The organism is Candidatus Phytoplasma fabacearum, from assembly GCF_030586805.1.
Lineage (GTDB): Bacteria > Bacillota_I > Bacilli_A > Acholeplasmatales > Acholeplasmataceae > Phytoplasma > Phytoplasma fabacearum.
Window position 1 is genome coordinate 14494 of record NZ_JAOSIM010000004.1, and the last position, 12877, is coordinate 27370.

10 protein-coding genes are annotated in these 12877 nt (G+C 23.2%); 2 read left to right on the forward strand and 8 right to left on the reverse strand.

Annotated elements, in window-relative coordinates; translation table 11 throughout:
- Window positions 1–7: 7 nt before the first annotated feature.
- The 6 genes from prfA to rpsF all read right to left on the reverse strand — a co-directional run bounded on the left by prfA (window position 8) and on the right by rpsF (window position 6209).
- Window positions 8–1087, reverse strand: a complete 1080-nt coding sequence (prfA, locus tag OC705_RS01080) for a peptide chain release factor 1 (protein WP_304512496.1) — start codon at window positions 1085–1087, stop codon at window positions 8–10.
- A 28-nt stretch (window positions 1088–1115) separates the two neighbouring features.
- On the reverse strand, window positions 1116–2480 hold the full coding sequence (gene dnaB / locus OC705_RS01085; RefSeq protein WP_304512495.1) for a replicative DNA helicase: 1365 nt from the start codon (window positions 2478–2480) through the stop codon (window positions 1116–1118).
- Window positions 2477–4996 (reverse strand): 50S ribosomal protein L9, encoded by a 2520-nt coding sequence (rplI, locus tag OC705_RS01090; RefSeq protein WP_304512494.1) that lies wholly within the window; start codon window positions 4994–4996, stop codon window positions 2477–2479. Before rplI ends, dnaB begins: the two co-directional genes overlap by 4 nt.
- A gap of 116 nt (window positions 4997–5112) precedes the next feature.
- Window positions 5113–5349, reverse strand: a complete 237-nt coding sequence (rpsR, locus tag OC705_RS01095) for a 30S ribosomal protein S18 (RefSeq protein ID WP_304512493.1) — start codon at window positions 5347–5349, stop codon at window positions 5113–5115.
- 62 nt (window positions 5350–5411) lie between these two features.
- The gene (locus tag OC705_RS01100) at window positions 5412–5888 is read right to left on the reverse strand and encodes a single-stranded DNA-binding protein (protein ID WP_304512492.1); all 477 of its coding nucleotides are present in this window, start codon (window positions 5886–5888) and stop codon (window positions 5412–5414) included.
- 27 nt (window positions 5889–5915) lie between these two features.
- The gene (rpsF, locus tag OC705_RS01105) at window positions 5916–6209 is read right to left on the reverse strand and encodes a 30S ribosomal protein S6 (protein ID WP_304512491.1); all 294 of its coding nucleotides are present in this window, start codon (window positions 6207–6209) and stop codon (window positions 5916–5918) included.
- Window positions 6210–6784: 575 nt separating this feature from the next.
- On the opposite strand from rpsF, the gene OC705_RS01110 reads away from it, so the two are divergent.
- A complete protein-coding gene (locus tag OC705_RS01110) occupies window positions 6785–7801 on the forward strand; it encodes a hypothetical protein (RefSeq protein WP_304514025.1) in 1017 nt (338 codons plus the stop codon).
- An 83-nt stretch (window positions 7802–7884) separates the two neighbouring features.
- Here OC705_RS01110 and ileS read toward each other — a convergent pair whose 3' ends face one another.
- Window positions 7885–10671 carry an isoleucine--tRNA ligase gene (gene ileS / locus OC705_RS01115; protein WP_304512489.1) on the reverse strand — a complete coding sequence of 929 codons (2787 nt, stop codon included), beginning with the start codon at window positions 10669–10671 and terminating at the stop codon, window positions 7885–7887.
- A gap of 81 nt (window positions 10672–10752) precedes the next feature.
- On the reverse strand, window positions 10753–11856 hold the full coding sequence (gene ychF, locus OC705_RS01120; RefSeq protein ID WP_304512488.1) for a redox-regulated ATPase YchF: 1104 nt from the start codon (window positions 11854–11856) through the stop codon (window positions 10753–10755).
- A gap of 320 nt (window positions 11857–12176) precedes the next feature.
- On the opposite strand from ychF, the gene pduL reads away from it, so the two are divergent.
- Complete coding sequence (gene pduL / locus OC705_RS01125; RefSeq protein ID WP_304512487.1) at window positions 12177–12767, forward strand: phosphate propanoyltransferase; 591 nt, start codon at window positions 12177–12179, stop codon at window positions 12765–12767.
- Window positions 12768–12877 lie beyond the last annotated feature (110 nt).

Genomic DNA, 12877 nt, shown 5'->3' on the forward strand with positions numbered 1-12877 from the left:
AAATTATTTAAAAGTTATCTTTCCATTTTTGTTGTTGAAACTCATCTATTAAAGGTTTTATAATTAAATCCATATTTCCTTCCATAAAATCATTTAATTTATATATTGATAAATTTATTCTATGATCTGTTATTTTATTATTGGGATAGTCATAAGTTCTTATTTTTTCGCTTCTATCGCTTTTTCCTATTAAATCTTTTTTTATTTGATTTTTTTTTTGTTTTTGTTCGGATTGTTTTTGATAATAAATTTTATTAGTTAATAATTTCAAAGCCTTTTCTTTATTTTCATGTTGACTTTTAGCTGTTTGACACGCTGTGCTAATACCTGTAGGTAAATGTGTTAATCTTACTGCTGATTTTGTTGTATTAACGGATTGTCCTCCGGGTCCACTAGCATTAAAAGTATCTACTCTAATATCATTCCAATTGATTTCTATTTTAGGATGATTATCATCATTAGGGATTACTAATATTTTAGCTGTAGAAGTGTGTATTCTCCCTTTATTTTCTGTTTTTGGAATACGTTGTACCCGATGTATTCCGGATTCATATTTAAGATAATAAAAAACATTTTTTCCGTTAATTAAAAATTCAACAGATGAAATTCCTTCTTTAGGAGTGGATGATAGATTTATTATTTCTAATTTCCATTTTTTATCTTCTATATATTTTTTATAAGCTCTAAATAAATCTGCTACAAATAAGTTAGATTCTTGTCCTCCGATACCTTTTTTGATTTCTATAATTACATTTTGTTTATCTTCTATGTTATATTGTTCTGGAGATAATAATTTTTCTAATTGATGAGTTTTATTTTGTATTTTTTTATTTAAATTATTTTTTTCTGTTTCTAATAATTTAATTATTTCTTCATCCCAAATTTGACAATTTTGTTTAGATAATATTTTTTTTATTTTTTTATATTCTTTGTCTAATTGAATATATTCTTCATAAACCAAAACAATTTTTTGCAGTTTATTTATTTCTTTTAATAAATCGATATTTTGAAAATTTTTTGGGTTTTCTAATATTTTTTTTTGATTTTTTAAATATTTTTTTTTTATCAATTCTAATTTATCAAACATCTAAATTTTTATATCATCCTATTTTAATTTATTCTATTAAGTGGTCAGTTTCATTAAATAATAAACAATTTGAATCAAAATTAAAAAATTTAGTACTTGTTATACCTTGGCGATTTTTAGCAATAATTAGTTCTGTATGCCCTAAATCGATGTTATATTCGCTATATTTTTCTTTTGAATAGTATCCTTTTCTGTATAAAAACATGACTATATCAGCATCTTGCTCAATACTTCCTGAATCTCTTAAATCTGATAGAATAGGTTTTTTATCTTCTCTTTTTTCTACCTCTCTAGATAATTGGGATAAAGCTATAACTGGTATTTTTAATTCGCGAGCCATTTGTTTTAAACTTTTAGAAATATCAGACACTTCTTCTTGACGATTATTAAAACCAGATTGACGATTATTTGAGTTATTTTTTCTAATCAATTGTAAATAATCAATAATTACTACATCTAATTTATTTTGATGTTTTAATTTGCGGCATTGTGTTCTTATATCCAAAATATTTACCGCTACTGAATCATCAAAATAGATATTTAATTTTTTTAGCTTATCAGCTGTTAATTTTAGTAATGATTTTTGAGTTTGATTTAATAATCCTAATTGAATATTTTTGTGAGGTATTTCACTTTGAGAACTTAATATCCTTGTTACTAATTGTTCATTGGACATTTCCAAACTAAAAATAGCTACATAGGTTTGAGAATTATTATTTTGAGCCATTTTAACCGCTAAATTAGTCATAAAACTACTTTTACCCATAGAAGGTCTAGCGGCAATAATAATTAATTCTTCTTGTTTTAATCCTAAAGTTACTTCATCTAAATTTGTATAACCAGTACTTATTCCAATAATGCTTTTGTTTTGCAAGTTGTTTAGAGTGTTTTCTTGTACTTTTTCTATTAAATTGTTAATTTTAACGAAATTATTAGTTTTACTTTTATTAGAAATTTGGAAAATTTTTTCTTCTGCTAAATTTAAAAAAATTTGTGGTTCAATATCAGGATTGTTTAAACCTTCATGCACAATAGAAGAAGCAGTTTGAATAATATTTCTTTTTATAGCTGCTTCATTAACTAAATTAATGTATGTATCTAAATGATAAATAGATGGAATTATTTCTCCTAATTGGATTAAATATTTTTGTCCACCGTCTATATGAATATTTTTATTTTGCAATAATGTGTATACCGAATAATAATCAATAGATTTTGATGCTTCAAATAATTCCTGAATTGCTTGGAAAATTTTTTGATTATCAAGATTAAAAAAATCATTTACTTCTAAACGTCCCAATACATTAATAATTTGTTTTGGTTCTAAAAAAATAATTCCTAAAATGGATTTTTCTGCTTCTGCGTAATAAGGTAATTTTATGTTTTCATTCATGATTTTTTAGCTTTTACATTAATTGTTAAAGTAGCTATAATGTTATCTTTTAAAATAATATTAGCTTTATAAATGCCTAAAGCATTTATTTCGTTATCTAAAATTATTTTGGGTTTATCTAACAAAATATTATAACTTTTATAAAGTTCATCTATAATATTTTTAGTAGTTATTTTTCCGTGCATTTCTCCGTTTGGACCTATTTTAATTTGAAAAGTAATCTGTTTATCTTCTATTTCTTCTTTTAGTTTAGTCATTAATAGAATTTTTTGTTGTTCTTTTTCTTCTTGAATTTTTTTATTCTGTTCTAGTTGTTTAATATTTTGAGCATTTGCCAAAAGAGCTTTTTTTGTTCTAATTAAAAAATTACCAAAACCAGCATTAACTTGAATAATTTCTTCTTTTTTACCTTTATCATCCAAATCTTCTAATAAAATAATTTTCATATTTTCATTTCCTTCTTGATATTCATTTTTTAAAATTTGTTTTAATTCTAATACAACATCATTGATATTGTTGTTTTGAATTTGGGCAGCTGCGCTATTGATATGCCCTCCGCCATTCATTTGTTCCATAATAATTTGTACATTAATATTATCATTACAAGATCTAGCGCTAATGCCTATTTGATTAGTAAATGATAATTCTCCTATTGCGAAAGCTGCTTCAATATTTTGTACATTTAAAGAATTTTCTGCTACTTTAGCTAAAAAAGAACGATCATCAATAGGTTTATTGCTTGTAATAATGGCGAATTTTTTCATGTAAATTTCCATACGAGACAATAATTGATTCATTTCTACAATTTGATCAAAATCCTGTCTTAACCATAATTTAATTTTGTGACTTTCAGCTCCCATATTAATTAAACGTGATGCTACTTCAAGAGTTCTTGCGCTTGTTCTGGAAGTAAAATAATTTGTATCAATAATCATTCCTCCATACATAATAGTAGCTTCTAAAGGAGAAATATATACTGGATGATTTAAAAAATATATCAACTCCATTATCATTTCTACAGTTGATGAAGCGGATGCATCTATATATGCAAATTTATTTGAAATAATTTTTTCTGAAGAACGATGGTGATCAATAATGACTATATTATCGGTTAAAGTTAATAGTTCTTTGTTATCTAAGATTTCTAAATGTTGATTGTCTACAATAATTATTAAGGAATTTTTATTTATTATTTTATTCGCTTTTTGAACATCAATAATACTTTTAAAAAGTTTTGGATTTTCTTTACTTAAAATTTTATAAATGTTTTTTAAATTTTTTTCCATTAACTTTGTATCCATAATAATGTAATGATCTTGATCTTTATTTAATGCATATGTTATTTCACAAATAGCAATCATAGATCCAAAAGCATCTAAATCTGGATTTTTATGACTCATAAAAAAACAATTATGATGTTTTTGAATTAAATCTTTAATGATTTCTGAATTAACTCTAGATATTATTTTTGAATTCGTGTTTAAAGAAGCTTTAGTAGCTCCAAAATATTGAATTTTTTGATTTTCAATATTAACAACTACTTGATCTCCGCCTCTTTTTTGAGCTAATTCTAATGCGCTTTGAGAATAATAAGCTAATTGATTAAAAGGTAAGTTATAACAAGCAATTCCCATAGATAAAGTGATATTTAATTTATATTTTTCAGAAATATTTCTGATATTTTTTAAAATTGAAAATTTTTCTAATATCATATTTTCTAATTGTTTTCTTTTTAATAAAAGTAAAAATTTATCATCCGATAATTGCTTCAAATAACTTTCATAAATTTCGAAAAAATCCGAAATAGCACTTAAATATTCTACTTTTATTTGTGATTGTTCAGAAAAATCTAAATTTTTTAATGAATTTTCTAAATTATCAAATGATAGAAATATTAAAGCAGGTGTAGATTGATGGTAAAGTGCTTGCACTTTTTCTCTTTGTGTTGCATCAAATAAGTAAAAAACATTAAATTCTTTTTTATATAGACAATCAAAATATTTAGTTCCTATATTTAAAACTATTTGTTTTTCTTTATCTTGGGTATTTAATAATTCGGCCATTTGGTTATTTATTAAATGTAAAGATGTATTAATATTGGGATTATTAAAGATTTTATTAGCGTAAGTGTTTATCCATTCGATAGTATTATTTGTAGTATTGATTACTATAATTCCTATAGTTAATTCATTGAAAACTTCTTCGCCTATTTTATCTATATAATAAGATAATTTGGACCACAAAGATAATCTTTTTTGTAATTTTTTAATTTGTAAACTTCGTTGAAAATGCATATAAATACTTAAAAAGATAAAAAAAATAACTAATTTTCCTAAAATGCTAAAAAATAATTTAATAATAATTTTTTTTACTTCTTGAATTTCTTTATTTGGGTTATGAATTAATAATTTGATGTTATCATAATCAAGGAAGGTCATATATAAAAATGTACCAATCAAAATTATAAATAAAAAAAATTTTTTATAATTGAGATTTTTTTTTCTTAATGTTAACATAATTAATAATTAAACTCTCTTTTCTAAAAAAACTTGTTAATAACAAAGATAATTTTGTTATATAAAAAAACAAAACAAGTTATTTGAGAAAAACTTGTTTATTATTTATAAAATTTTTACTTTTCAACAAAAGGTATTAAGGCCATATGACGTGCTCTCTTTATAGCTATTGCTAATTTTCTTTGCCATTTAGCGCATACTCCGGTTATTCTTGATGGTAAAATTTTACCTTCGCTAGTTATAAATTTTTTTAGAATTTCTATATTTTTAAAATCTATATTAGTGAATTTATTTTGTGTAAAAAAACATACTTTACGGCGTTTTTTAAAATATTTTTTTCTAATTATTTGCATATTAATTTTTATTTACATTCCTTAGTTATAATTAGTATTTATTATTGCTTAAAGTTACAATATTAAAAAAGTGAATCATCATCATCTGCTTCTTTATTATTGAAATTTTGATTATTTTTTTTTATATCTCTATTGTTTAATAATGTTTGTTCAACATCTAAATTATCAGAATATTCATTTTTTTGTTTATTTTTTTTATAATCCGAATATTCTTTGCTTTCTAAAAATTTAATACTTTTACATACGATTTTGGTATCGAAATTGGTTTTTTGGTTATTATTAGGATCTTCGTATATTTCTGTTCTGACTTTACCTTCTACAGCTAACAAACCGCCTTTATTAATGTATTTGGTTAAATTTTCTGCTTGTTTGTCCCAAACAATACAACGAATTATATCTGATTCTTTTTTACCTTCTTGATTTGTGTATCCTCTATCCACGATTAAATTAAAAATAACATAAGGTATGTTAGTTTCTTTTGTGAATCTTATTTCAGGATCTTTAGTGATTCTTCCTATTAAAAATACCCTATTTATCATTTTTTTCTCCTATTCGTTATATTGTCTTTATTTTTTGATAATCAGAAAGCGAATTATTTCTTCGGTTATTTTTATTAATTTATTAAATTTTTCTACAAATGTGTTATCTGCTTTGATTGTTGATTGTACGTAATACCCTTGTTTAAATTTTTTAATTGGATAAGCTAATTCTTTTAACTCTATAGAAGTTGGAGTAATTTCTTCGAAATAATTAACGTCTTTATTTTTTATAAAATTTTTTTTTAAATTTTCTACTATTTCTTGCGCCTTTTCTAAGCTTATATTGGGTTTTATAATGTACATTAATTCATATTCTTTCATTTTTGTTGATTTTTTCTCTCCTTTTGATTATTTTTAGTTAATTTTAGTAAAAAACTTTAAATTTAACTTTAATATATTTTTGATTCTAGTTTTTGAGATCAAAAAATAATTAATTTTGTCAAATTAAATTTTAATAGAAATTTTAATATTTGATAATAAAAAAATAAAACTTCTAAACAATATTAAAACTTTTTATTTTTATTATAAAAGTTAAATTTTATCAAATTGGAAAATGATGATATACTCTGAATTTCATTCTAACAAATAAGAAAAACAATGTCAATAAAATATTATTAATAAAATTCATTATATTTAACACATTTAATTTGTTTATCTTTTGATTTAATTTTGTTTGCTTTTTTAAAAGGAGGTGATTTTTATGTAGTGTTAAAAAATTGAATTTTTCGTTTTTATTATAATTCTTAAATAATTAAGATTATATTTATTTTTTAACATAAAATGGAAACAAATATTATTTTAAAATTCTATTAGATTCTAAAAAGAAAATTTCTTTTCGAAATTCAAGTTTGTGTAAATTTTTTAAATATTTTTTTTATAAAAAAGGAGTTTGTGTTGTGAATTTACAAAATGCCATATTTTATTTGAGTAATATTTTTAATTTTATTAAAAATTATTATCATTATTTCGTTAATGTAATTTTTTGGTTAATTGTTTTCGTTGTATTTTACTTATTTATTTGGGTTATTAGTTTAATAATTAACATTTTGCGTTTATTACCAAAATTAAAGCTTTTTAATAAATTTTCTTCTAATTCTCATTACAATTCATCTTATTCTTATTTTAGTAATGATTTTCAAAATAAAATCTCTCCACCTAGAGGAATTTTTTTCACTTCATTTGTTATTTTAATGTTTTTTATTATGTTATTATTTTTTTTGTTTTTTTTTCAAAAATTAAATTTTGCTCCATTATCAAAAATTATAGGTTTACCAAATTTTTCTAAGGAAAAATTACATCAACTAACGGCATTACCAAATAGTTCTTCTGATGTAAATATTGGGTCTTTTCGTGAAAAATATGTTAAAGAATTAGATCGATTAATAAGTATTTTAAATAATAAAGATTATCATCCTGTTTCTTTAGAAGCTGAACAAAAACAATTATTACAAGAATTATCTCATTTAAAATTTCATTTTATTACGAATTCTGATATATCTGAGACTCAAATTAATAATGATTTTAATAGAATAGAACAAAAAATTAATAATTTGAATCATAAATATGGGGAACTTATTGTTAATAAAATTAATCCTTCTTTTCGTGAAAAATATGTTAAAGAATTAGATCGATTAATAAGTATTTTAAATAATAAAGATTATCATCCTGTTTCTTTAGAAGCTGAACAAAAACAATTATTACAAGAATTATCTCATTTAAAATTTCATTTTATTACGAATTCTGATATATCTGAGACTCAAATTAATAATGATTTTAATAGAATAGAACAAAAAATTAATAATTTGAATCAGAAATATGGGGAACTTATTGTTAATAAAATGGTAAATTATAATAAATTAAAACAAGTTTTACCTAATTTTGTTGTTGTTCCGGTTGTAAAAAGTGTAAATTAATTGTAAACAAATTCTTTTAATAAAAGAGGAGTAAAAATAAATTTTACTCTTCTTTTTTAATTTTCTATTTATTTATGTAATTGTTAATTTTTTTTTATTAAATTTTTTACTACTAAATCACATCGATTACATAATTCGTTATGGGTGTTATAATTTATTACATTCCAACAGCGAGGACAAGTTTTTCCTATATATTTAATAATTTTAATTTCGATTTGAAATGATCTTATAATTTTAACTTCTGACACAATTAATAATTGATGTAGACAATTACTTATTTTTAATTTTGTTAATATGTTTAAATATTCTGTTGTTAATTCTAAAATTATTTTGGCTTCCAAAGATTTATTAATAATTTGATTTTTTCTGGCTTCTTCTAATTTTTTTAGTATTAGATCTCTTAAATCTAAAAATTTTTGATAAGCTTTTTGTTCTTCTGAATTAGTATCTTGTTGTTTAAATGTATCTATGAAGTTATCAATTTGCGTTATTGTAGGCATGTTTTCTAAGTAAATATCTTCTTTTTTAAATCTTTCGTTAATATTTAAATAACTATATGCTTCCGAAGTTGTATGAGGTATAATCGGTGTTAAAATAATTAGTAAATCTAATAGTAAATCATATATATTGGATTGAATAGTTCTTCGTTCTTTACAATTAGGCATTTCAATATACAAAATATCTTTGGCAAAATCTAAATAAAAAGCACTTATTTTAGTGGTTATAAAAGGATATATTAAACTTATAATTTTTTCAAAATTATAAGTTTCGTATGCTTCAATAATTTGTTTAATTATTTGTTTAAATTCGAGAACTATTAATTTATGCAAGGTAGTTCTTTTTTGAAAAGATATATAATCTGTTTGTATATTAAAATCGTATAAATTGCCTAACATAAATCGTAAAGTATTTCGTATTTTACGATATTTTTCTTCTATTTGTTTTAAAATGGAATGATCTATTCTAACATCATTTTTATAATTGGTACTAGCTACCCATAATCTTAATATATCAGCTCCGCTTTGTTTTATGATTGATTGCGGTTCTATAATATTTTTTTTTGATTTGCTCATTTTTTGTCCTTGACCATCAAGAACAAAACCGTGAGTAATAATTGTTCGATAAGCTGCTTTATTAAATGAAGATACGGAAGTAATTAAAGATGAATTAAACCATCCTCTATATTGATCTGAACCTTCTAAATATAAATCGGCTGGAAAAAAATTTGACGAAATGTTTTGTATAACGTTGTATGAAGTGCCAGAATCAAACCAAACATCTAGAATATTAGTATCTTTAGTAAACAAATGATATTTATTATTTTTTTTAATATATTGTTCGGGTAATAATTCTGAAATTTTCCATTCATGCCAAATGCCTTTTCCATATTTTTCAAATAAATTGGCAAAATGGTTAATTATTTGGATATCCAAAATGGGTTTTTGATTTTCATCATATAATATAGGGATAGGTACTCCCCATTTTCTTTGTCTACTTATATTCCAATCTTCTCGATTTATTATCATATTATACATTTTTTGCTCTCCCCAAAGAGGAAACCATTTAATGTTTTTAATTTCTTTTAATAATTTTTCTTTTATACTCTGAATATCTATAAACCATTGTGATAAAGCTAAAAAAACAATAGGTTTATTAATGCGATTATCATGTGGATATAAATGTTCTATAAATTCTGCTTTAATTAAAAGTCCTAATTTTTTTAAATCTTCTATAATCAAATCGTTGGCTTTTTGAAAAAATATTCCTTGATATCTAGGAGATAATTCTGTCATATTACCTTTTTTATCAATGCTTAGACTTATTTCTAAATTATATTTTTGTCCTATTAAAAAATCTTCTTGCCCATGGCCTGGTGAGATACTAACTAAACCTGTACCTTCTTGATCAGAAACAAATTCGCCTAAAATAATTTTTTTAGTTTTATTAAATAAAGTGTTTTCGTATTGTAAATTTTCTAACTGTTTACCTGTTAAAACTTTGATAATTTCAATTTTGTGCCAATTGAATTTAATTTGCAATTTTTTTAAAACTTTAGCTCCTATAATATATTTTTGATTTTCATTAACACTAATTAAATAATATTGAGATTTGGGGTTGACACAAATCGCTTCATTAGAAGATAAAGTCCAAGGGTTAGTGGTCCAAATTATAAATTTAATATTTTGCCCAAAATTTTTATATTCATTATTTATTATCTTAAAGGTTGTAAAAATAGACCAAGTTTGGTGTTTGTGATATTCTATTTCTGATTCAGCTAAAGAGGAGTTTAAATAAGTAGACCAATAAACAGGTTTTAATTTTTTAAAAATTAATTTTTTTTCTAACATTTTTGCAAAAATTCTAGTTTGGTTTGCTATATATTTATTATCACAGGTTAAATAAGGATTATCCCAATCCCCTAAAATACCTAATCTTTTAAAATTTTCTTTTTGTTTTTGGATAAAATGAAAAGCAAATTTTTGACATTCTTCATTAAAAAGGTTAGTTGTTAAATTTCTATTTTGAGAATTTTTTTTTAAAACTGCAATTTCAATTGGTAATCCGTGTGTATCCCAACCTGGTATATAAGGTGTATTGTATCCTTGCATGGTTTTAAATCTTAATATGAAATCTTTTAAAATTTTATTTAAAGCATGACCGATATGTATATCACCGTTAGCATAAGGAGGACCGTCATGCAGAATAAATGTGGGATTTTTTTGATTTTTTTTTAAATTTTTTTGATATAAATTGATTTGATGCCAATGTTTTTCTATTTCAAGTTCTTTTTGCGGCAAATTCCCTCTCATAGGAAAATCAGTTTTGGGCATAGATAATGTATTAGTATAATGTTTATCTTTTTGATTCATTTTTATATTATATTTCCTTTTGCAGTAATAATTGAGTACAGATTCACAATAAATAAAATAATTAGTATTTTTATATATTTTTTAGACGCGAAATTTAAAATTTATAATATCGCCATCTTGAACTATATAATTTTTACCTTCTGAACGTAATTTTCCGTTTTCTTTTATTTGACCAATATTATTATATTTAATAATTTCGTTATAATTAACAACTTCTGCTCGAATAAAACCGCGTTGAAAATCTGTATGTATTGATTTGGCGCATTGAGGAGCTGTTGAGCCTTTTACGAAAGACCAGCTTCTTGTTTCTTTAGGTCCAGCAGTAAAATACGTTTGTAAATTTAAAAGTTTATAACTATTTTTAATTATCTTTTCTAAAGCATATTTAGAGGAAAATAATGTTTGTGTTTGATTAATATTTAATGTATTTTTATCAATTGAGGCAGAAGAATAATTTTTTTTAGCTTCCAGAACACAAATAGGAATAAATTTTCTATTAGTTTTTAAACTATAGTTATTCATTTGTTGAAAAAAAATATTTTTATCCCAATTATTTTGGTTTTCTGGCAAATTACCTATATAAAGCATTGGTTTAAGAGTTAATAAATTGAAATTTTTGATTATTTGGATTTCTTCTTCTGTTAAATTTAATTCGTTAGAGGTAATATTTTTGATTAAATTTTGTTTAATTTTTTGCAAAAGTTTAATTTCTAATTGTGTTTCTTGTTGTATTTTTTTTTTGGAATGATTTATTTTAGTTAAACGTTGTTCTATTTGTTCTAAATCAGCTAAAATTAGTTCTGTTTCGATCATTTGACTTTCTAAAACAGGATTAATTTTTTCATGAATATGGATTATTTCTGGATTATCAAAACATTTAACAACATGACAAATAATGTCGACATTACGAATATGATTTAAAAATTGATTCCCTAGTCCTTCTCCATTGGAAGCTCCCGGAACTAGACCAGCAATGTCTACGAATTGTATTTGGGTTTTAATAATTTTTTGAGATTTAAAAAAATTTGCAATATATTTTAAACGTTCATCAGGAACTTCTATCATAGCTATATTAGGCTGAATAGTTGCGAAAGGATAATTCGCTTCCAAAATATTTAATCCTGTTAATGCGTTAAACAAACTTGATTTACCTACATTAGGTAATCCTATAATTCCAACTTTCATATATTTTTTCACCTTACTAAAAAATTTATTGTCAAAATAATTTTTCAATTTTATTATTTAATTATAACATTTTACTTGTTTAAATGATTCTCGAAGACTACTGTTTTTTATATTGATACCATTTATAAAAAGTATTATAATGTATGTTAGTCAATGGATTTTAAGGGAAAATTTTATTATTATTTGGTAAATTTAAAAAATGTTGTAAGTTATTTAATTTATAAATAATAAACAATAAAATTATTTTTTGAATAAAATTAAATCCTATTAAAGTTATTAATTTTTAGGCTAAACTTTAAAAAAATAGAAGGAATGGAACTATGTTAAAAAAAAAAATGATACCCGTTGGAGTTTCCGGTAGACATGCTCATTTGTCGTTAGAAGCTTTAGAAATTTTATTCGGAAAAAATTATCAATTAACCTGGTTTAAAGATTTAACGCAAAAAGGTCAATTTGCTTCTAACGAAAAAATAGATGTTATTAGTTCTAACAATCAAATTCTTAAAAATGTTCGGATCTTAGGTCCTTTAAGAAAATTTACTCAAGTTGAAATTAGCAATAGTGATAATATTAGAAATCAATTTGGCGCTCCTATTAGGAGTTCAGGGGATATTAAAGGTTCTGCTAGTGCTACTTTAGTTGGTCCTTGCGGAAAATTATTTATTAAAGAAGGAGTTATTATTGCTGATAGGCATATACATTTATCTGATGAAGAAGCTAAAGATTTAGGTTTAACAGATCAACAAATAGTGAGTATTCGAATAGATGGTATTAAAGCTGGTATTTTACATAATGTTTTATGTCGTGTAAATAAGAATTTTAGTTTAGAATTGCATATAGATGCGGATGATGCTTCAGCATTTCATTTAAAAAATGGTGATTTAGTAGAATTGTGCGCCAAAGAGGCCTAAATTTCGTGCTATCTAACCAATAGCCAGGGCAGATAAACCCTGAAAGGATATGGTCGGTCTAACAAACGAAAGAATGTCAGATTAGAGCAGACCATAAAAGCGGGTTGCGA

What these genes read in the sequence shown, in the direction of transcription:
- prfA (WP_304512496.1), bottom strand. Translation starts at nt 1,087, where the DNA reads ATGTTTGATAAATTAGAATTGATAAAAAAAAAATATTTAAAAAATCAA.
- dnaB (WP_304512495.1), bottom strand. Translation starts at nt 2,480, where the DNA reads ATGAATGAAAACATAAAATTACCTTATTACGCAGAAGCAGAAAAATCC.
- rplI (WP_304512494.1), bottom strand. Translation starts at nt 4,996, where the DNA reads ATGTTAACATTAAGAAAAAAAAATCTCAATTATAAAAAATTTTTTTTA.
- rpsR (WP_304512493.1), bottom strand. Translation starts at nt 5,349, where the DNA reads ATGCAAATAATTAGAAAAAAATATTTTAAAAAACGCCGTAAAGTATGT.
- OC705_RS01100 (WP_304512492.1), bottom strand. Translation starts at nt 5,888, where the DNA reads ATGATAAATAGGGTATTTTTAATAGGAAGAATCACTAAAGATCCTGAA.
- rpsF (WP_304512491.1), bottom strand. Translation starts at nt 6,209, where the DNA reads ATGAAAGAATATGAATTAATGTACATTATAAAACCCAATATAAGCTTA.
- ileS (WP_304512489.1), bottom strand. Translation starts at nt 10,671, where the DNA reads ATGAATCAAAAAGATAAACATTATACTAATACATTATCTATGCCCAAA.
- ychF (WP_304512488.1), bottom strand. Translation starts at nt 11,856, where the DNA reads ATGAAAGTTGGAATTATAGGATTACCTAATGTAGGTAAATCAAGTTTG.
- pduL (WP_304512487.1), top strand. Translation starts at nt 12,177, where the DNA reads ATGTTAAAAAAAAAAATGATACCCGTTGGAGTTTCCGGTAGACATGCT.